The organism is Subtercola boreus (genome assembly GCF_006716115.1).
Lineage (GTDB): Bacteria > Actinomycetota > Actinomycetes > Actinomycetales > Microbacteriaceae > Subtercola > Subtercola boreus.
The window spans coordinates 1,325,308-1,343,164 of sequence record NZ_VFOO01000001.1; the positions used below are offsets into that span (position 1 = coordinate 1,325,308).

Genomic DNA, 17,857 nt, shown 5'->3' on the forward strand with positions numbered 1-17,857 from the left:
CCGAGCACGCAGATACGTTCCGACGTATCCATGCAGATGAATGAAAACCGGCCTCTGGCTGTGTCAGGCTGGAGGAGTCAACGGGGACGCCACCCCCCCTCAGTACAGGCGTTCGGCCTTGACGAAAGGCCCTTCCCACCATGACCTTCGGTGCGCTCCTGCTCATCGCCGTCGGCGTCTCGGCCGATGCCTTCGCCGTCGCGCTCACCAAGGGCGTGCACATGCGCCGGTTCAACGCGCGGCATGCCCTCATCATCGCCCTGACCTTCGGTGTCTTCCAGGCGGTCATGCCCCTCATCGGCTGGGTGCTGGCCAGCCAGTTCTCCCGGTACATCACCGGCGTAGACCACTGGATCGCCTTCGGGCTGCTTTTCCTGATCGGCGCGAAGATGATCTGGGAGGCGGTCACCGGCGGCGGCGACAGCGAAGCGGACTTCGACCAGCTGAAGGTGCGCGCCCTGCTCCTCCTCGCGCTGGCGACGAGCATCGACGCGCTGGCCGTCGGCATCACCTTCGCCTTCATCGACGTCTCGATCCTCCCCGCCGTCGCCCTCATCGGACTCACCACCGCCGTCTTCGCGTTCGCCGGGGTCGTTGTCGGACGACGGGTCGGTGCGCGCCTCGGCCGCCCCGCCGAGATCATCGGCGGCCTCGTGCTGATCGGCATCGGCACCCGCATCCTCTTCGACCACCTCGGCGTCTGGTGACCTGCTGATCCACCGCTCCGGTCAGCAGTCCGGGCCGCGGTAGTCGAAACGGCGAACCGAAGCATCCTGTTGTGCGAGCCGGCGGAGGGCGAGCAGGAGTGGTTCGACGAGCACCGTGCCGAGCACCACGTAACGCACGGCCGCATCGACGGACTCTGTCGGTATCCTGGCCACCTCCTCGGTCGCGATCGCGGCCATGTGGGCGGCGTAGTGGTCGAGAACACCGTCCGGCAGTTCGAAGCCAGCCGCTTCGAGCCCGTCGAGAGCGTGCTCGAGAGCTCCCAGGGAAGCAGTGTCACCGGGGTCGATGCCCCACCCCCAGCGGGTGACCAGCCTCAGAACGCGGTCGAGCTCGATCCCACTCGCGACATCCGGAGTCACGGATGACTGCGCGATGCCCAGCACTTCGGCGACGTGCGCATGGGGGGTCTGGAGCTGTTCGATGACCGCGCGGGCTTTCGCGACCGTGAGGCCGCCACTGTCGAGGAGCGCGCGCACCAACCGAAGCCGTTGGACGTGCTCCTCGTCCTAGCGCGCCTGCGTGGCAATCGTCAGAATATTGGATATCGGTGCTCTCCAATTGGATGCCGACCCTTTCCCCAGGAGACCTCATGCCTCGTGTCCTTCCCGGCCGGATGACCCACCGTCACGACGGCGAACTCGTCGTGTTCCTCATCGGGATGCGCGTGAACCAGTGGTGGCGGCCCGACCAGTGGCTGCCTGTGTTCCGCGCCATGGGCCCGATGCTGACAGAACTCAGCCGGGACACGGAGTCGGGGCTCGCCGGGTTCCGCCTGACGATCGGCGCCGACGGCCCCGTGCTCGTGCAGTACTGGACGAGCCTCGAAAAGCTCTATGCCTACGCCAGTGCGCCGTCCTCCACGCATCGACCGGCGTGGAGCTCCTTCAACGCGCGCGCCCGGAAGGCGCCCCGCGCCGTCGGCATCTGGCACGAGACATTCGTGGTCGAACGCGCCGAGAGCATGTACGTCGGCATGCCGGAGCGAGGGCTTGCAGCGGCCACCGAGTCGGTTGTCGTCGATCGATCCAGCCACACCGCGCGGGCGCGCGCCGCCGCTGGCCGGACCCGTTCCTCCTGATCGCGCAGACAACAGCTTGAACATTTGTCATATTGGAGATAGAGTGATGGTAGCAACGCGGGTAGCCCACCGAACTCAGTTCGGCCGGTGAGGCGTCATGCCCCAGATGTCATGTGACTCCCTGGGGCTGCTTTCATTCGGGGGCTACAGGAGCGACAGTCTCAATGACGTTCGTTCCCGCCTCCTCCGCCACGGCGCCGGCAGACCATTTCACGCCGGGCCCATGAACGCGGCGGGCCTGACTGCCGAACTGCAGAGTGCGATAGCCCTCGTCTCACATGAGCAGGACGGCCAGGACATCGTCGTCTGCGCCCCCGTTGACGATCGGGACCGACGTGCCGATGGAGCTCGCGCGGCTGCCCTCGGCTATGTCGCCTGTAAATTGCAGAACGACTTCGGCACAGTGAAGTTCGTGATCGAACGACGGCAGTTGGCGGACGAAGACGAACGTGATCGACGCACCATCAACGATCTGCGTCGGGCGGGACGACTCGTTCGTGAAACGCAAGTCATCCACTCGCGACCGTCCAACGAACTGCTTCTGGGAATGCCTGACGTGCTTGCCTGGTCGTTCCGCCAGGAATACCAGAGGAAGAACCCGTTCTGGTTCGCGCCATTCAAGGCGGGAACGCACGTCACGCAACTTCCGAGAGCTTCACCCGATGCGACCATCCGATCCACTGCGTCACGGGAGGCGCGACCCCGGGCGTAACATTCCGAGCGCTATGCGGGGGGCGTTGCTAACGTCGTCAGCGGAAGAGCCGGGCACACCGTCCGGTTCGGAGCGACAGCCGAGCCCGGCACTCGCCCCACCGTGAAACTTTCGGAGGGTTCCGGCGTGGTCTCTGTGTCATTCGAGCTGCACCCGGCGCAGAGGAACACGGCTGAGGCGGAGCGCCGATGACCGGCCAGACCCGCACAGAGCCGGACGGGTTCTTCACCCGGTCGGGCCACGTCGTGCTCGGCAGCATGGTGCGGACGCTCGGCGCGTTCCCGTCGGGCTGGCGGATGCCCGGGGCCCACGCTGACCCGGCGGCCGACCCTCGGGCACTGAAGCGCCTGGCGGTCGCCGCCGAGCGGGCGCACCTCGACTTCCTGTACTTCGGCGACTGGCTGTCGACGTCGGCCGAGCTGGAGCTCACGGACCCGCACCTGCTGGTGCGCACCGATCCGCTCAGCACGGTCGCCTGGCTCGCGGCCCTCACCCGACGCATCGGGCTGGTGGGCACGGCGAGTGTGCCGCACAGTGATCCGTACCAGGTGGCGCGGAGCGCAGCATCCATCGACCGGCTGAGCGCAGGGCGTTTCGGCCTCAACCTGACGCTCGGCACGGAGCCGCGCGCGGCCGCCAACTTCGGGCGCACAGGGGCCGGCGCGGAGGGTTCTGCCGAGGCCAACGCGTTCCTGCAGGGCGACGAGTACCTGTACGTCGTGCGGGCGCTCTGGGCGAGTGTCGATGCGCGCGGTGTGGCTCCGGATGCCCGCACGGGCCGCCTCACCGACGGCACCGTCTTCGCCCCCGTCGACCACCACGGCCCGCACTACAGCGTCGCCGGGCCGTTGAACGCTCTGCCGCCCGTGGCCGGCACTGTGCCCATCGTGCAGTCGGGCGCCTCCGAACGGTCGCGGGAGTTCGCGGCACGCCACGCGGACCTCTACCTCGCCGGCCCTGGCGGCCTCGGTGAGTCGATCAAGTTCTACCGGGACACGAAGCAGCTCGTGGAGGCGTACGGCCGACCCCGCACGGCGCTCCGCATCGTCGCTCCGCTGCTGCCCGTCGTGGCGTCGACGCGCGAGGAGGCGTTCGACCTGTACGACCGGCTCGCCGACGCCGTGCTGCTGGGCGAGTCGCCGGGCGAGGGGCAACCCGGGCAGTCCGAGCATCCGGAGCGCACGGTGCGACGACTGCTGCAGCTCGTCGGCCTGCCGCTCGCCAGCCGCGAACCGGGCGACCCCGTGACCCTCGCCGACGCCGAGCGGTTCAACGCGCTCGGACACCGCCTGCTCGAGCTCGTCGCCGAACGGTCGGGCCGGGAACCGGGTGGGGTGCGCTCCGTGACCTACCGGCACCTGCTGGTGGCGCACCTCACCCCGCTTCCCCTCGTCGTGGGTTCGGCCTGCGATGTCGCCGACCACATCGAGACGTGGTACCGCGCCAGCGCGGTGGACGGCTTCACCCTGATGGCGGCCTACCTGCCGCACCAGTTCGACGCGTTCCTCGACCTCGTGGTGCCGGAACTGGTGCGGCGAGGTCTCTTCCGCGGTGCGTACGAGGGCAGGACGCTCGCCGAGCACCTGGGGCTGGGAGACACGGCCCCGCGGGCGGCTGCAGCCGAGCATCCGGCCGACGTCCCCTGGGCCCCCTGCACCTGAGCCCACCCGCCCTCAGGCCCCCAATCCCTCAGGCCCGTCGGGCGGCGACCGCGGCCGCGGTGTCCTCCATCAGCAGGTCGGCGTTCACGGCGGCCCCCGCCATCACCCCGGAGGCCGCGGCCGTGATCACCTGCGCCATCGGGTTGGCGAGGTTGCCGGCCACCCAGACCCCGTCGGCGGCCCGGCCGAACTCGTCCGCGACGGCGAACGTGCCGGCGCCGCTCGGATGCTCGGCCACCGCCGCGCCGAGGGGTACCAGCATCGCGTCGCTCACGACGATGCGCGTGGCGACGGCGATCGCCGCCAGGGGCACGACGTGGCCGCCGGCCAGTTCAGCGCCCGTCAGGGATCCGGAGCCCGAGTCGCTCAGCACCCGCACCACCCGCCCCGTGACGACCTCGATGCCGCGCGCGGCGAGCTGCTCCCGTTCCTCGGGCGTCGGCTCGGGGGCGTCGTGCAGCAGCAGGGTGATGCGGTCGCTCCACTGCCGGAACAGCAGTGCCTGGAACACGGCGCGGGGACCGGTGCCGAGCACGCCGATCCGCTGGTCGCGCACCTCCCAGCCGTGGCAGTACGGGCAGTGGATGATCCCCCTCCCCCACTGCGCGCGGAGCCCCGGCACGTCGGGCAGCTCGTCGACCGCGCCGGTGCTGAACACCAGCCGCCGGGCCAGTACCTCGGTGCCGTCGCCGAGCGTCACGGCGAACCGCGCCGCCGGGCCGAGGGGCTCCCCGGGCAGGCGCCGCACGGACACCACCGTCCCCGGGCGCACCACACCGCCGTACTTCTGGACGTCGAGGCGGCCGAGCCGCGCCAGCTCGGCGGGCGGCGTGCCGTCCCGCGTGAGGAAGACGTGCACGCCTTCGGCCGGAGCGTTCCGCGGCTGCCCGGCGTCGATCACCAGCACGCTCCGCCGGGCGCGGCCGAGGGAGAGCGCCGCGCTGAGCCCCGCGGCCCCGCCGCCCACCACGACGGCGTCCCACACTGTTTCGGAGCCGTCACGGCCTGGCGTCTCCCGGGCCTCGTCTGCTGCTGGTCTGTTCGTCATCATGACCTCCACGGACATCCTCGGTCGCGGTTCGCCGTTTCGACAAGCTCCGTTGCCGTACTGGCAAGATGGTGGGATGGTAGCCCCCGCGACATCCAGAACCCGCACCGGCCCGGCCGACCCGGCCACTGGCCCGACAGCCGACACGACAGCGGACAAGACGGCCGACGTGCTCGCCGGGGTGGGTGCGCGGCTCCGCGCCCTCCGCACGGCGCGGAGCATCACCCTGGCCGAGCTCTCGGCAGAGACAGGGGTGTCGGTGAGCACGCTGTCGCGGCTGGAGTCCGGTCAGCGCCGCCCCGTGCTCGAACTGCTGCTGCCGCTGGCCCGGGCCTACGGCGTGCCGCTCGACGACCTGGTCGGGGCGCCGCCGACGGGTGACCCGCGCATCCACCTCACGCCGATCCGCCACGGCAGCCAGACGATCATCCCGCTCTCCCGCGGCGCGACCGGACTGCAGGCCTTCAAGCACGTGATCGCGGGCAGCGCGCCGGCCGCGCAGCAGGCTCCAGATCCGAAGACCCACGAAGGCTTCGAGTGGATCTACGTGCTGCGCGGCAACCTCCGCCTCGTGCTCGGCGAACACGACTTCGTGCTGGCCGCGGGCGAGGCAGCAGAGTTCGACACCCACACTCCGCACTGGTTCGGGCCCGCCGACACGCGCGCCGTCGAGTTCCTCAGCCTGTTCGGCCGGCAGGGCGAACGGATGCACGTGCGGGCCACCCCCGCGCGGCGATGATGTGCCAGCCCGTCCCCGATGTGCCAGTCTGGGGGGATGAGCACTGAGCCGACGCCCGACCTGAACGATCCGATCGAAGCGCGCCTCGACGAGGCTGTTGCGCGGGAGGGCGCCGAGCGCGTCGCGCGACGGGCGACCTCGCTGCTCGCCGGGCGGTACGAGGGTGAGGAGTTCCTGCTCGTCGTCGGTGGCACCCACGCCGAGGGCATCGTGAACGGAGCCCCGGCGCTCTACTGGCCCGAGGTGTGGGGTGCCCGCGCGCTGCTGTACGTGTGGGATGACGCGGCGACGCCGACCGTGATCGGGGCGCTGACGAACCAGTCCTGGCGTGTGCGCGAGATGGCCGCCCGGGTGTGCGCCGCGCACGGCGTGGGTACGGCGAGGGATCTCGTGAAGCTGACGACCGACCAGAACCCGCGGGTGCGGGCGGCGGCGGCGCGGGCGATCGCTGCGGTGGGCGAGGCTCCGAGCATCCAGAGCCTGGAGGCGATGCTCCGTGACCGGGACAAGGACGTGCGGCGGGCCGCACAGCAGTCGATCGTCACGCTCAAAGGCCGGCTCGGCGAGTAGTTGTGTTCTGTCAAACAGTTCGGTGATTCCGTCATAGCATAGAGATATGAGCCGCACCGATCTTCTCGTCAGTCCGTCCCGGCAGGCGGCCGAGCACTCGGCCGGCCAGGCCAAGGGCTGCCGGTTCGCGTCGAACTGCAACTGCGTGTTCGCGCCGGCCGAGTCCGCTGCCGCTGCTCCCGCCATTACTGCCGTTTCTGCCGCTGCCGCGGCCGCTGCCACTGCCACTGCCGCTCCGCGCGACACGGTCACCGAGATCGAGGCCGAAGTCGCCGTGCTGCTGCAGCGCGGCTGGAAGGTCACGTCGGCCGACGCCCACACCGTCGTGCTCACCCGCCGGCGCAACATGCCGTTCTGCGTGAACGTCGGGCTGCTGCTCGTGACCGGCTTCCTGTGGTCGATCTACATGGTGGCCAGGGTGCGGCACCCGAAGATCGAGACGACGACGCTCACCTACTGACGCAGAGGTTCGTGGGGCTCAGGATGCCGCGAACCGCGCGTGCACGCGTGCGCTGACCGTGATGTCGTCCGGCTTCAGGTCGAGCCCCCCACCGTTCGTCGCGGAACCCGCGACGCGCGACATCATCGCCGTCTCGTGCGTGGCACCGCGTTTCGAACCGTCGCCGAGCATCCCCGGGTCTGCGACGGCCAGCGGATGCACCGAGGAGAGCCCGAGGCTCTTCGCATACGCCGTCGCACGCCCCACCGCATCCTGAACCGCCCGGCGCTGGGCCTCGGCCGTGATGCGGGCCCGCGTCACCTCGGTGAGCGCCCAGTCGATGCCCGACACGGCCACACCCTCCTCGCCTGCCACGGATTCGACCCACTCCGCCAGAGCCGCCAGATCGGCGAACTTCACCTGCAGCTCGACCGCCGCATGGTGAACGAGTGGGAGCACCGCGCCGTCCTGGCTCCACGGCCGGTCGCTCCAGACGCGCATCCGGTCGGCTGACCACCACGTCACCGCGCCGCCCGAACGGAGCTTCTCGGCCTGGCCCGCGAGCACGCTGTGCACGGCCGTGGTGCGCGCAAGGACGGGCGCCTTCTCCGGCCCTTCGAATCCCGCGGTCAGCCGAGCGGTGCCCCGCTCGGCGGGGTGGTGGTAGTCGAAGCGTCCCTCGACGGTGATGATCGTGTCGGCCATGCCCCGCACTCTACCCGCCCCGCCCGACACCGCGCAGAACCTCTCACGGGCGGCGGCCGGGCGCAACATTTGTTGCGGCCTGTTGCAGGATGACCGAGTGTGACGGTCGCGGTGCGACCTCTCACGGGCGGCGGCCGGGCGCAACATTTGTTGCGGCCTGTTGCAGGATGACCGAGTGTGACGGTCGCGGTGCGCTGACGGCTCGGGACGTTTCGTAGTGTGCACGCATGAGCATCACAGGGATCAACACCGACCGCGACCACGTGTCGTTCGCCTCCGACTGGCAGGACTGGCATGACACCCACGAGGCGAATCGCGCCGACGGCCACGGCTTCCTCGCGATCTCCAGCCTGACCTTCCTGACGACCGAGCCGCTCCGCCTCACGGACGCGCCGGGCGAATGGTCGACGAGCGCTCGGGGCCCGGTCGTCGAGCTGGCGGAGGGCGAGAGCGTCGTCATCGACGGCGTCGAGGTCACGGGCCGCCACGCGTTCGGCCCGCTGGCCGAGCGCACCGGCGTCGACGTCATCGCGGGCGAGACCGTCGTCGAGCTGGCGCGACGGGGCGGCAACGACATCGTGCGGCCGCGGCATCCGGAGACCCCCCTCCGCACCGCCTACCGGGGCACGCCCACATTCGCGGCCGACCCGTCGTGGGTTCTGGATGCCACGTTCCATCCCTTCGACGAACCCCGACCGGTCACGGTCGGCTCTGTGGTCGAGGGGCTCGAGCACGTCTATGACGCGCCGGGCGAGCTGCGCTTCCGCCACGGCGGCCAGGAATTCGCGCTCACCGCTTTCACCGGCCACCGCCCGGGCACGCTCACCGTGCTCTTCACCGATGCGACCTCGGGTGTGACGACGTATGCCGCCAACCGCTCGCTGAGCGTCGACCTGCCGGACGCCGCGGCCCCCGGCGACGGCACCGGCACCACCACCACCTTCCTCGACTTCAACCGCGCCGTGAACCTGCCGTGCGCGTACACCGACTTCGCCACCTGCCCGCTCCCTCCCCGGGAGAACCGCCTGCCCTTCGCGGTCGAGGCCGGCGAGCAGACCCCATTCGAACGGGCGTGAGCTGAGCCGTGAAGTTCCAGATCCTCGACATCGTCCCGTACATCTCGAACCCGGTCACCGGCCGGCTCGTCTCGCCCGCCGACCGTTTCGCGCAGACCGTGCAGGTCGCCCGCCGGGCCGAGGAGCTCGGTTTCGACGCCTACGCCGTCGGCGAGCGGCACGCCGGTCACTTCCTGTCGACCTCGCCGACGGTGCTGCTCGGGGCGATCGCGGCAACGACAACGCGCATCCGGCTGCAGACCGGTGTGACGGTGCTCTCGCTGCTCGACCCGGTGCGCGTCGCCGAGGACTACGCGACGATCGACCAGCTCTCCCGCGGCCGGCTCGAACCGACGATCGGCAAGGGCAACGAGGTCAAGCACTACCCGCTGTTCGGGCTCGACATCGCCCGCCAGTGGGACCTGCTCGAGGAGAAGTACGAGTTGCTCCGCCGACTGTGGCGCGAGCAGAGCGTCAGCTGGCAGGGCGAGTTCCGGGCGCCACTGGATGGTGTGACCACCCTTCCCCGCCCGTTCGCCGGCCCGCCGCGCATCTGGCACGGGTCGGCGACGACGCTCCGCTCGGCGGCCCTCGCTGCGAAGTGGGGCGATCCGCTCTTCACCGCGAACGCCATCCAACCGCGCGAGAACTACGCCGTGCTGATCGACCACTACCGCGCCGAGTACGCCCGGCACGGGCACGATCCGGCTCACGCGTATGTGGGCTCCGGATCGGGTTTCACGTTCGTCGCCGACACGACCCGTGAGGCCAAGGAGCAGTACGGCCCCGTCTACGAGGCCATCGTCGCGGCGACGAACGTGCCGGGGAACAACACACCGTTCCGGGACATCGACCACGCCGTCGCCGAAGGGCCCGCCCTGGTCGGCAGCCCGCAACAGATCATCGACAAGATCCTCTCGTACCACGACCTCTTCGGGCACGACCTGCAGTCGCTCAGCCTGCCGACGACCGTTCCGTTCGAGCAGCAGCTCGACATGGTCGAGCGGTTCGCGGCCGAGATCATCCCCACCGTCAGGCGGGAGGCGCCCACCACGCTCTGGGAGGAGGCCGACCCGTTCGCGGGGCGACCCGCCTTCGCCAGGCCCCTCTTCGCCGCGCCCCCCTTCGCGACGCCCCCCTTCGCCGCGCCCCCCACAGCTCAGCCACAACTCGCACACACCATCAACCTCACAGCACCAGGAGAATCATGACCACCCGCACCCTTCGACGAGCGGCCCCCGCCGTCGCCCTGCTCGGAGCCGCCGCGCTGCTGCTCACCGCCTGCGCCGGAAGCACTGACACCGGCGCAGCCCCGTCCGCGACATCCACCCCCACCGCCGGAGGCAACCTGACGTTCGCCATCTCGGTCGACAGCCATTGCATCGACCCGCAGCAGGTCGGCAACAACGACGCGATCGCGATCGCCCGCCAGACGGTGGCGTCGCTGACGATCCAGGATCCCGCCACGGGCGAGATCAAGCCCTGGCTCGCGAAGTCGTTCGAGGCGAACGCCGACGCCACGAGCTTCACGTTCGTGCTGAACGACGGCCAGACCTACGCCGACGGAACACCGATCGACGCGGCATCCGTGAAGACCAACTTCGAGGCCATCCAGGCGCTCGGTGCGAAGGCGATCCTCGGCAGCACCTATCTCGCAGGCCTGTCGGGCATCGAGGTGATCGACCCCACGACCGTGAAGGTCGACTTCTCCAAGCCCAGCGCCCAGTTCCTGCAGGCCACCTCGACGTTCAGCCTCGGGCTGCTCTCGACCTCGTCGGCCGCGCTCTCCATCGAGGATCGCTGCGCCGGAAAGTTCGTCGGCAGCGGCCCCTTCTCTGTGCAGAGCTACACGCCCGACCAGAAAGCCGTGCTCGCCAAGCGCACCGGCTACACCTGGGGGCCGTCGACGAACAGCCACACCGGCGAGGCCTACCTCGACACGGTGACGTTCACGGTCATCCCCGAGGCCGGAAACCGCACGGGCAGCCTCCAGTCGGGCCAGATCGACTCGACGGCCGGCATCTCGGCGACCGACCTGCCGCTGTTCGACGGAAACGGCTTCACCGAAGTGAACCGGGCGAACCCGGGCGTCGTCTACAACCTCTACCCGAACGAGTCGACGCCGAAGCTGGCCGACGAGAAGGTGCGCCAGGCGATCTCGAAGGCCATCGACCGGGATGAGATCACGGCGACGCTGCTGACCTCGAACGACGTCGACGCCGTCTCGACCCTGTCGAGCACCACGCCCTACTTCTCCGACCTCAGCTCCGACCTGGCGTTCGATCTCGCCGGGGCACAGAAGCTGCTCGACGATGACGGCTGGGTGGCCGGCAGCGACGGAATCCGCGAGAAGGCCGGTGAGAAGCTCAGCTTCCTGGTCACCTACTGGCAGGCGCCGAAGGAGATCCTGGAGCTCGTGCAGCAGCAGCTGAAGAAGGCCGGCATCGACCTGCAGCTGAAGTTCGCGAGCATCGCCGACGTGACCGCCGCGAACGCCGCGGGCACAGCCGACTTCACCTACGGCAACCTCACCCGCTCCGACCCCGACGTGCTCCGCACGATCTTCTCGGTGAAGGGCCAGAACGTGAACCACCGCGCAGCTTCGAGCGTCGACGATGTTCTCGACGCGCAGGCGGCGACGACCGATACGGATGCCCGGCAGAAGCTCGTGACAGAAGCCGCCACACAGCTGATCGATGAAGCCCACTCGATCCCGATCTACCAGCTGTCGACCACGATCGCGTCTGCCGACACGGTGCACGATGTGAAGTTCGAGGCCTCCAGCCGGCTCGACTTCTACGACGCCTGGGTCACGAAGTGAGTCGCAGGTCATGATCAGGTTCGTCGTCCGCCGGGTGCTCCAGGGCGTGTTCGTGCTCTGGGCGGCCTACACACTCTCCTTCCTGATCCTGTTCCTGCTGCCGGGCGATGCGGCAGCAGTGCAGGCGGGTGGGGCGGACCAGGGCCAGCCCGACCCTGCGCTCCTCGCGAAGCTCCGTGAGGAGTACGGTCTCGACCGGCCGCTCTACGAGCAGTACGCGATCGCGCTGGTGAAGGCTCTCCGGCTGGACTTCGGCACCTCCGCGCAGAGCGGCGGGCCTGCTCTCTCGGCCGTCACCGATGTGCTGCCGCAGACACTCCAGCTCACCGCGACAGCGCTGCCGCTCGCGATCCTGTTCGGTGTGCTGCTCGCCGTCGCGAGCACCTTCGTGCGGGCGCGGTGGCTCCGCCAGCTCCTCTCGGCGCTGCCGCCGCTCGGCGTCGCCGTGCCGGTGTTCTCGGTGGGGCTCCTGCTGCTGCAGGCGTTCTCGTTCCGCCTGCGGGTGTTCCCGTCGATGGGCAACGAGGGGTTCGCGAGCCTCGTGCTCCCGGCGGTCACGCTGGCCATCCCGGTCGGGGCCTACCTCGCGCAGCTGCTCTCCCGCAACCTCCGGAGCACCCTGGCCCTGCCCTACATCGAGCTGGTCAGGGCCCGCGGCGCGGGCGACGCGCGGGTGCACTTCGGCCACGCGCTCCGGAACGCGATCATCCCGAGCGTCACGATCCTCGGCATCCTGGTCGGCAGCCTGCTCTCGGCGTCGGTCGTGACCGAGACCGTCTACTCGCGCACGGGCATCGGCCGGCTGACCGTCACGGCGGTGAACAACCGCGACATCCCGGTCGTGCAGGCGATCGTGGTGCTGGTGGCTCTGATCTTCGTGCTCACCAGCCTGCTCGTCGACCTGCTCTACCCCGTGATCGATCGGCGCATCACGTTCTCGCGGTCTGCCCTGGTGCTCGCATGACGGCGACGCTGGTGGCCGGCCCCGGCCCGCGCACCTCCTCCCGGCCACGCCACCCGGCCGTCCGCATCGCCCGGCACCTCCTGCATCGCCCGAGCCTGCTGCTCGCCGTGGTCGTCATCGTCGTCGCCCTGCTCTGGGCCATCGCGCCCTGGCTCTTCACCGGGTACGACCCGATCGACGGCGTGCCGCGTGAGAAGCTGCAGGCTCCGACTCTGGCGCATCCATTCGGCACCGACAGTCTCGGCCGGGACCTCTACGCCCGGGTCGTGTACGGCGCCGCGGTCTCGCTGGCCGCCACCGCCGTGGCCGTGCTGGTCGGCCTGGTCGTCGGGTCGCTGTTCGGGCTCGTAGCCGGGTTCCTCCGCGGAATCGTCGACGACGCGATCATGCGGCTGATGGATGTGCTGCTCGCCATCCCCGCTCTTCTGCTGTCGCTGGCGCTGATCACCGCGCTCGGTTTCGGAACCATCAACATCGCTGTCGCTGTCGGGCTCGCGAGCGTCGCCAGCTTCGCCCGGGTGATGCGAGCCGAGGTGCTCACGGTGGCGACGGCCACGTATGTCGAAGCAGCGCGTTCCTCGGGGGTGCGCTGGCCGAGCATCCTGCGGCGGCACGTGCTGCCGAACTCGGTGGGTTCGGTGCTCGCGCTTTCGTCGCTCGAGTTCGGGGCGGCGGTGCTGGCCATCTCTGCGCTCAGCTTCCTCGGCTTCGGCGCTCCTCCGCCCTCGCCCGAGTGGGGTTCGCTCGTCGCGGGCGGACGGGACTATCTCGCCGTGGCGTGGTGGTTGACGACCATGCCCGGCCTCGTCATCGTCGCTGTGGTGCTCTCGGCAAACCGTATCGCCCGTGCTTTCGAGAAAGAGGAGGTGCGCGCATGACCGCCGTGCAGACATCCACCCGTCCGAGTGTCATTCCGCTGCCGCAGGCTCCGCTCCTGGAGGTCGACGACCTCCGCGTGACCTACACCGTCGACGGCGAACGCCTGCCCGCGGTCGACGGTGTCAGTTTCACGGTGAGCCGCGGCGAGACCGTGGCGATCGTCGGGGAATCCGGATCGGGCAAGAGCACCACGGCCCACGCGATCCTCCACCTGCTCGCCGGCAACGCCCGCGTCAGCTCCGGCGCCATCCGCTTCGGCGGGCGCGATCTCACCGGGCTCAGCCGCCGCGAGTGGCGGGCCGTGCGGGGAGCCCAGATCGGCCTCATCCCGCAGGACCCGGCCACCTCCCTCGACCCGCTCGCCAGGGTCGGCGCCCAGGTGGCGGAGGTGCTGCGCATCCATCACCTCGCCTCTCGGGCCGCCGCAGCCTCGTCGGCGATCGACCTGCTCGCTCTCGCGGGGATTCCGGATGCCGCTTCGCGGGCCAGGCAGTACCCGCACCAGTTCTCGGGCGGTATGAAGCAGCGCGCCCTGATCGCGGCCGCCCTCGCCGCAGATCCCCACCTCGTGATCGCGGATGAACCCACCAGCGCACTCGACGTGACCGTGCAGCGGCAGGTGCTCGACCACCTCGACCGGCTCGTCCACGAGCGGGACACCGCCCTGCTCTTCATCACGCACGACCTCGGTGTGGCGGCCGACCGCGCCGACCGCATCATCGTGATGCAGCACGGCCGCATCGTGGAATCGGGGCCGACCGCCCAGATCCTCGGGGCGCCGTCGCACCCCTACACCCGCGCCCTGATCGCGGCGGCACCGAGTCTCTCGAGCGCTCGCCTCCGCCCCACCCTCGCTGCCCCCGCCCTCGCTGCCCCCACCCTCGCTGCCCCCGCCCTCGCGCTGCCGACTCCTCCGGCGAACCGCGCCCTTCCGTCGCTTCCGCGCCTGCGCGCCGACGCGCGGATGCGACAAACGAGCGCGGAACCGGCAGCCGCGACGGTTCCGGCGCGCGACGCGCCGCTGCTCGTCGCGCGCGGGCTCCGCAAGGAGTTCCCGCTGCCGAGGGCCGCTCGCGGCGCGGCCGACGCCGGCGCGACCCCGCGAACCCTGGTCGCCGTCGACGACGTCTCGTTCGAGATCGCCCGCGGCGAGACGTTCGCTCTGGTCGGCGAGTCCGGCTCGGGCAAGAGCACGACCGCGCGGCTCGCCCTGCGGCTCGAGACCCCGACCGCGGGCGAGCTGCTCTTCGACGGCGCTGACATCTCGGCCGCCCGGGGTGAGGCACTCCGCCAGCACCGGCGCCGGTTCCAGCTCGTCTATCAGAGCCCGTACGCGTCACTGGACCCGCGGTTCACCGTGGCCGACATCATCGATGAACCGCTCCGCGCGTACGGCGTCGGCACCCCGGCGGAGCGCCGGCAGCGGGTGCTCGACCTGCTCGAACAGGTCGCCCTGCCCGCGTCGTACGCCACCCGGAAGCCCGCCGAGCTGAGCGGCGGCCAGCGGCAGCGGGTCGCGATCGCCCGCGCCCTCGCCCTCCGCCCCGACCTCGTGGTGCTCGACGAGGCGGTCTCAGCGCTCGACGTCTCCGTGCAGGCACAGGTCCTGCAGCTGCTGACCGATCTGCAGGCCGAGACCGGGGTCAGCTACCTCTTCATCTCGCACGACCTCGCCGTCGTGCGGCAGCTCTCCGACCGGGTCGGCGTGATGAGCAGGGGAAAGCTCGTCGAGGTCGGCGACACCCGCACCATTCTGGAGAGCCCCCAGGATCCGTACACCCGCCAACTCATCGACGCCATCCCCGGCACCCTCAGACGAAAGACGGAGGCACCCTCGTGACCACCCCGCTGTACCTCGGAATCGCCCTCGACGGCGCCGGCTGGCATCCCGCCGCCTGGCGGGAGGAGGATGCCCGCCCGCACGACCTCTTCGACGTCACGTACTACGCCGACCTCGTGCGCACCGCGAAACAGGCCGGCGCTGACCTGGTCACGTTCGAGGATGCCGTCGGCCTCCAGTCGAGCGGCTTCGGACCCGTCGATGAACGCCGTGACGAGGTGCGCGGCCGCCTCGATGCCCTGGTACTCGCGAACGCTATCGCACCGGTGGTCGGCGGCATCGGGCTGGTGCCGACGATCACCACGACGCACATCGAGCCGTTCCACACGGCCACGGGCATCCAGACCCTCGACTACACCAGTGAGGGCTGGGCAGGCTGGCGTGTGCAGGTCTCGGGGCGGGCGCACGAGGCCGCCCACTTCGGCCGGCGCGACCTCGCGAGATTCGATCCGGCCACCCTGCAGGCGGGCGGCCCGGCGGCCGACGCGCAGCTGCGCGAACTCTTCGACGAGGCCCGCGACTCCGTGGAGGTCGCCCGCCGCCTCTGGGACAGCTGGGAGGACGGAGCGATCATCCGCGACGTGCCGACCGGCCGGTTCATCGACCGCGAAAAGCTGCACTACATCGACTTCGAGGGTGCGCAGTTCACGGTGAGGGGTCCGTCGATCGTGCCGCGCTCGCCGCAGGGCCAACCGCTGGTCTACGTGCTCGCGCACCAGACGGTGCCGTACGAACTGGCCGTCGCCGAGGCCGACATCGTGGGTGTCACCCCCCGGAACGACGACGAGCTGTCGAGCATCCTGAACCAGCTGCACACGGCGGGTGAACGGGTCGAGCGGCGAACGGATGACGCGCTCCGGGTCTGGGCCGAGGCCGTCGTCCTCATCGAAGACACGGCGGCGGAGGCATCCTCGGCCCTCGACCGGCTCGACGTCTCGCACGGCAGCGCCTACACCTCGGATGCACTGCTCATCGTCGGCTCGCCGGCCGACGTGGCCGACCAGCTGGCGCACTGGCACGAACGCGGGCTCGACGGGGTGCGCCTCCGCCCGGCGAGGCTCCCGTACGACCTCGACCGCTTCGCCTCGGACGTCGCCCCGCTCCTCGCTGCCGGGGGGCTGCTCGAGCGTCCGCCGGGAGCGCAGAGCCTCCGGGAACGCCTCGGCTCCACCCGCCCCGCCAACCGGTACGCCCGCACAGAAAGCGATGCACGATGAGCACCAAGCAGGTCCACCTCGCCGCGCACTTCCCGGGCGTCAACCACACGACCGTCTGGAGCGACGGCAACCAGGCCAGCCAGGTGGCGTTCTCATCCTTCCGGCACTTCGCCCAGAACGCTGAACGGGGCAGGTTCGACTTCCTGTTCCTCGCCGAAGGGCTCCGCGTGCGGGAACAGAAGGGGCGCATCCACGACCTCGATGTCGTCGGTCGACCCAACACTCTCGCTGTGCTGGCTGCCCTCGCGGCCGTGACCCAGCACATCGGGCTCGTCGGCACGCTGAGCGCGACCTTCAACGAGCCGTACGAACTGGCCCGCGCCCTGTCGAGCCTCGACTTCGTGAGCGACGGCCGGGCCGGCTGGAACGTCGTCACCACCTCCGACGCCTTCCACGGCGAGAACTTCCGGCGCGGCGCCTACCTCGACCGGAACGACCGCTACTCCCGCGCCGAGGAGTTCATCCAGACCGCCCGGCAGCTCTGGGACAGCTGGGCTCCGGATGCCGTACTCGCCGACCGCGTGACGGGAGAGTTCCTCCGCGAGGGTGCTCTCACGGAAGTCGATCACCATGGTCCGCAGTTCGACGTGACCGGTTTCGCCACTCTGCCCCGGAGCCCGCAGCGCCACCCGGTGATCGTGCAGGCCGGCGACTCCCCCGACGGCCGCGACTTCGCCGCGCGCACGGCAGAGGTGATCTTCTCCCGGCACGCCGGCTACGACGACGGCCGCGCCTTCTACGCGGATGTGAAGGGCCGGCTCGCAGGGCTCGGTCGCGACCGCGATTCGCTGAAGATCCTGCCAGCGGCGACCTTCGTGCTCGGCGCGACCGAGGAGGAGGCTCGCGAGCGCTCCCGCGAGATCGGTCGGCTGCAGATCACCCCGCAGACGGCCCTCGCTTTCGTGGAGCAGGTCTGGGGCACCGACCTGTCGGCGTACGACGCCGAGGGTCCGCTGCCCGCCATCGACCCTGTGCTGCCCGACGGCGGAATCGTCAAGGGTCGCGTGCCGCTCTTCCCCGACCCCCTGAAGACCGCGGCCGAGTGGCGGGGGCTTGCCGATTCGAAGGGCTGGAGCATCCGCGATCTCGTCGTGTCGTTCGCCGCCGCCCACACGTTCGTCGGCACACCGCAGACGGTCGCCGAGACGATCAACCGGCACGTTCAGGATGATGCCTCCGACGGCTTCGTGATCGTGGGCCACACCAACCCCACCGGCCTCGACGAGTTCGTCGACCTCGTGATCCCGGAACTCCAGGAGCGCGGCGTCTACCGCACCGACTACGAGCCGGGCGCGACACTCCGCCAGACACTCGGGCTGCCGGAGCCTCGCGATGTCAATCCGGCCGGCGGCGATGTCACAGTGCGACACAACCTCCCGTCGGTGTCGGCGCGGAGTTAG

At 70.3% G+C, this 17,857-nt stretch carries 18 protein-coding genes; 15 read left to right on the forward strand and 3 right to left on the reverse strand.

Annotation, left to right across the window (positions count from 1 at the left end):
* The first annotated feature begins 140 nt into the window (after positions 1–140).
* Positions 141–707, forward strand: coding sequence for a manganese efflux pump MntP (locus FB464_RS06175; protein ID WP_116414642.1), 567 nt, complete (start codon positions 141–143; stop codon positions 705–707).
* 21 nt (positions 708–728) lie between these two features.
* Here the strand turns inward: FB464_RS06175 and FB464_RS06180 are convergent, their stop codons facing one another.
* On the reverse strand, positions 729–1,205 hold the full coding sequence (locus tag FB464_RS06180) for a MerR family transcriptional regulator (RefSeq protein ID WP_142206623.1): 477 nt from the start codon (positions 1,203–1,205) through the stop codon (positions 729–731).
* 113 nt (positions 1,206–1,318) lie between these two features.
* Between FB464_RS06180 and FB464_RS06185 the strand changes: the two genes are divergently transcribed.
* The 3 genes from FB464_RS06185 (at position 1,319) to FB464_RS06195 (ending at position 4,180) form a co-directional block, all read left to right on the forward strand.
* Positions 1,319–1,807 carry a DUF4188 domain-containing protein gene (locus FB464_RS06185; RefSeq protein ID WP_116414640.1) on the forward strand — a complete coding sequence of 163 codons (489 nt, stop codon included), beginning with the start codon at positions 1,319–1,321 and terminating at the stop codon, positions 1,805–1,807.
* Positions 1,808–2,030: 223 nt separating this feature from the next.
* Entirely contained in the window at positions 2,031–2,519 is a 489-nt protein-coding gene (locus tag FB464_RS06190; RefSeq protein WP_142206624.1) for a hypothetical protein, read from the forward strand.
* Between the two features lie 188 nt (positions 2,520–2,707).
* On the forward strand, positions 2,708–4,180 hold the full coding sequence (locus FB464_RS06195; RefSeq protein ID WP_116414638.1) for an NtaA/DmoA family FMN-dependent monooxygenase: 1,473 nt from the start codon (positions 2,708–2,710) through the stop codon (positions 4,178–4,180).
* A gap of 28 nt (positions 4,181–4,208) precedes the next feature.
* On the opposite strand, the gene FB464_RS06200 is transcribed toward FB464_RS06195, so the two are convergent.
* Positions 4,209–5,228 carry an NAD(P)/FAD-dependent oxidoreductase gene (locus FB464_RS06200; RefSeq protein WP_116416560.1) on the reverse strand — a complete coding sequence of 340 codons (1,020 nt, stop codon included), beginning with the start codon at positions 5,226–5,228 and terminating at the stop codon, positions 4,209–4,211.
* A 76-nt stretch (positions 5,229–5,304) separates the two neighbouring features.
* Here FB464_RS06200 and FB464_RS06205 point away from each other — a divergent pair, with 76 nt between their 5' ends.
* The 3 genes from FB464_RS06205 to FB464_RS06215 are packed head-to-tail and all read left to right on the forward strand — an operon-like array spanning position 5,305 to position 6,997.
* Positions 5,305–5,967, forward strand: a complete 663-nt coding sequence (locus tag FB464_RS06205; RefSeq protein ID WP_116414637.1) for a helix-turn-helix domain-containing protein — start codon at positions 5,305–5,307, stop codon at positions 5,965–5,967.
* A 36-nt stretch (positions 5,968–6,003) separates the two neighbouring features.
* Complete coding sequence (locus tag FB464_RS06210) at positions 6,004–6,537, forward strand: HEAT repeat domain-containing protein (RefSeq protein ID WP_116414636.1); 534 nt, start codon at positions 6,004–6,006, stop codon at positions 6,535–6,537.
* Positions 6,538–6,583: 46 nt separating this feature from the next.
* The gene (locus FB464_RS06215) at positions 6,584–6,997 is read left to right on the forward strand and encodes a hypothetical protein (RefSeq protein WP_116414635.1); all 414 of its coding nucleotides are present in this window, start codon (positions 6,584–6,586) and stop codon (positions 6,995–6,997) included.
* 18 nt (positions 6,998–7,015) lie between these two features.
* On the opposite strand, the gene FB464_RS06220 is transcribed toward FB464_RS06215, so the two are convergent.
* Positions 7,016–7,681: an SIMPL domain-containing protein gene (locus FB464_RS06220; protein WP_116414634.1), complete on the reverse strand. Its 666-nt coding sequence runs from the start codon at positions 7,679–7,681 to the stop codon at positions 7,016–7,018.
* Positions 7,682–7,908: 227 nt separating this feature from the next.
* Here FB464_RS06220 and FB464_RS06225 point away from each other — a divergent pair, with 227 nt between their 5' ends.
* The 8 genes from FB464_RS06225 to FB464_RS06260 are packed head-to-tail and all read left to right on the forward strand — an operon-like array spanning position 7,909 to position 17,857.
* Complete coding sequence (locus FB464_RS06225; protein ID WP_116414633.1) at positions 7,909–8,757, forward strand: DUF1684 domain-containing protein; 849 nt, start codon at positions 7,909–7,911, stop codon at positions 8,755–8,757.
* A gap of 8 nt (positions 8,758–8,765) precedes the next feature.
* Positions 8,766–9,947 (forward strand): LLM class flavin-dependent oxidoreductase, encoded by a 1,182-nt coding sequence (locus FB464_RS06230; RefSeq protein ID WP_116414632.1) that lies wholly within the window; start codon positions 8,766–8,768, stop codon positions 9,945–9,947.
* Positions 9,944–11,557 carry an ABC transporter substrate-binding protein gene (locus tag FB464_RS06235; protein ID WP_116414631.1) on the forward strand — a complete coding sequence of 538 codons (1,614 nt, stop codon included), beginning with the start codon at positions 9,944–9,946 and terminating at the stop codon, positions 11,555–11,557. Before FB464_RS06230 ends, FB464_RS06235 begins: the two co-directional genes overlap by 4 nt.
* Before the next feature lie 10 nt (positions 11,558–11,567).
* Positions 11,568–12,521 (forward strand): ABC transporter permease, encoded by a 954-nt coding sequence (locus FB464_RS06240; protein WP_116414630.1) that lies wholly within the window; start codon positions 11,568–11,570, stop codon positions 12,519–12,521.
* Positions 12,518–13,399, forward strand: coding sequence for an ABC transporter permease (locus FB464_RS06245; protein ID WP_116414629.1), 882 nt, complete (start codon positions 12,518–12,520; stop codon positions 13,397–13,399). The genes FB464_RS06240 and FB464_RS06245 overlap by 4 nt, the downstream gene beginning before the upstream one ends.
* Positions 13,396–15,240, forward strand: a complete 1,845-nt coding sequence (locus FB464_RS06250) for a dipeptide ABC transporter ATP-binding protein (protein ID WP_116414628.1) — start codon at positions 13,396–13,398, stop codon at positions 15,238–15,240. Before FB464_RS06245 ends, FB464_RS06250 begins: the two co-directional genes overlap by 4 nt.
* Positions 15,237–16,457 carry an LLM class flavin-dependent oxidoreductase gene (locus tag FB464_RS06255; RefSeq protein WP_211327364.1) on the forward strand — a complete coding sequence of 407 codons (1,221 nt, stop codon included), beginning with the start codon at positions 15,237–15,239 and terminating at the stop codon, positions 16,455–16,457. Before FB464_RS06250 ends, FB464_RS06255 begins: the two co-directional genes overlap by 4 nt.
* Positions 16,454–17,857 carry an NtaA/DmoA family FMN-dependent monooxygenase gene (locus FB464_RS06260; protein WP_116414627.1) on the forward strand — a complete coding sequence of 468 codons (1,404 nt, stop codon included), beginning with the start codon at positions 16,454–16,456 and terminating at the stop codon, positions 17,855–17,857. Before FB464_RS06255 ends, FB464_RS06260 begins: the two co-directional genes overlap by 4 nt.